Here is a 1,880-nt window from a genome sequence, read left to right as displayed (position 1 = left end):
CGCAACATTGCTGATGTTTCGGTCGAACCGCCTTCGACCTGCCCGGCAGCCCTTCGTATTGGGGCAGATATGGGGCAGACATGCAGTCGGCGACTCATGACAGGCGATTGATCGCCTGCATAGTCCTATCCTTCCTCCGCTCGATCGTGCTGGTCACACTCGGGACGCACGTTCCCCGCGGCGAATCCGCCGTGCCACCAGTGCCGCTCGAAGTCGCCCGGCCGGGCACGGTCCCGCAGCCGTTGGGGGTGGCTCGATGAACGCACGAGTCGAACGAACTGGTCTCTTCCTCTACAGCTGCTTCGTGGTTGTGGTCATGGTGGCTGCCCTGATTCTCAGCTACGGCCCACATCTGAGTGCTGCGCTGCTGGCTGTTGTGGCGGCGGATCAGGCGAGGGTGATCTCGGCGGTGGCCGGGTGGAGTCTCGCCGTTGGGATGGGTACCTGCGGGCTGCTGTTGCTTCGGCAGTTCGGGGGTGCTCGATAAGCGAGCGCCCCGCGCAGCCTGGCGAGTTGTGCACCTGCGGACGGCAGGCGGTCACCGTGATCACCACCAGGCAGGGGCGCGAGCTCGGGCACTGCGGCATCGCCGACGGTGGCGCGAAGGACGGCCCGTGCCCGTTCTGCAACGCACCGCGGCACGAGTTCGGGCGCTGCCCGTCCTACCAGCTGCGGTTGGAGGTGGCTCGATGACCGTGCGCATCCGAATCGTGGCCGACAGTACGGAGGAGGCCGACGCGATCCAGGCCGCTATTTCCACCGTGCTTGACCCGATGCGGAACGGGTTCGGGATCCGTCGCTATCTCGAGGTGCGGTCGCCGCGAGCGCGAACCGTACGGGCGAGAGCAACCCGAACTGATCGACCAGAGCTCGAACGCTGATCGAGCAACGTACGGAATGGAACAGCCCCCGGCAGCAAGAGTGCCGGAGGCTGTTCGCGGTGGCGTTGTTCAGGCGCCGAACTTGTCTGCCTTCACCGCGGCGAGGAAGTCCGTCCAGCGCTCCTTGGTGAAGCTGAGTAGGCCGCCGTCGCGGTCCTTGGTGTCGCGTACGCCGGTCATGTTGGGGGCGGTACCGACCTCGACGCACTGTTCGGGGTTGTGCAGGCTCTTTGTGGACTTGCGCCAGTTGGTGAACACGGTCAGTCCTTCGTCCTCGGTGGATCGGGTAGCTGGGCGATATCCGTGGAGATCTGCACGAGCAGCCGTCGCGCATCATCGCCTTCGACCGCGGCCTGCCACAGGCTGTCGGCGAGCCGGTTGTAGAGGGCGACGTCGTCGGGGTCGTCGGTGTTGATCTCGGTGTTGACGGTCTCGACGAACACGGTGTCGCCGATGATCCAGAATCCGCTGGCCGGGATGTGAGGCAACCGGGTGTTGAGCGGGATGATGCCGAACCGGACGGTTGCCAATCCGCACAGGGCTATCAGCCGGTCGATCTGCGCCACCATCGTCTGCGGCGGGCAGGCGAAGTACCGCAGGGCCGACTCGGCGATGAGCAGTTCGACGTGTTTGGCCGAGTCGTAGAGCGCGTGCTGCCGCTCCAGGCGAACCTGCACGGCGGCGTCGGTGTCGTGCGGCACCTGCTGTAGCGCGGCGGCCGAACTGAACACGTGGCGGGCGTAGTCGGCGGTCTGCACGAGACCGGGTACGACGACGAGCTCGAACGCGCGGATCGTGCCTGCTTCGGCCTCGATACCGCGACTACGCTCTTGCCGTCGCCGGTGCCCGGTACGCAGCTGCCGCTTCCAGCTGGAGGACTCCAGCCGGATCGTCCGCAACTCGTCGCGGAACTCAGTGGCCCTCGGCTCCGGAACTTCGGTGAGTCGCACCCAGATCAGCAGATCGGCGTCGGTCGGGAGCTGCCTGCCGTTCTCGATA

At 66.1% G+C, this 1,880-nt stretch carries 3 protein-coding genes; 1 reads left to right on the top strand and 2 read right to left on the bottom strand.

The window, feature by feature from the left end; translation table 11 throughout:
- The first annotated feature begins 543 nt into the window (after nt 1–543).
- Nucleotides 544–693 carry a hypothetical protein gene (locus tag ACWEV3_RS41115; protein WP_452619095.1) on the top strand — a complete coding sequence of 50 codons (150 nt, stop codon included), beginning with the start codon at nt 544–546 and terminating at the stop codon, nt 691–693.
- A 257-nt stretch (nt 694–950) separates the two neighbouring features.
- Here the strand turns inward: ACWEV3_RS41115 and ACWEV3_RS41110 are convergent, their stop codons facing one another.
- Together ACWEV3_RS41110 and ACWEV3_RS41105 are read right to left on the bottom strand one after the other, a co-directional pair.
- Nucleotides 951–1,139 (bottom strand): DUF397 domain-containing protein, encoded by a 189-nt coding sequence (locus ACWEV3_RS41110; RefSeq protein ID WP_452619094.1) that lies wholly within the window; start codon nt 1,137–1,139, stop codon nt 951–953.
- Between the two features lie 2 nt (nt 1,140–1,141).
- On the bottom strand, nt 1,142–1,880 hold a 739-nt coding region (locus ACWEV3_RS41105), incomplete at its 5' end, for a DUF5753 domain-containing protein (RefSeq protein ID WP_452619093.1).

The sequence above is a fragment of the Saccharopolyspora sp. NPDC003752 genome (assembly GCF_053605825.1).
Note: the sequence above shows the minus strand (reverse complement) of the source record. Positions and strands in the feature narration are given on the sequence as shown.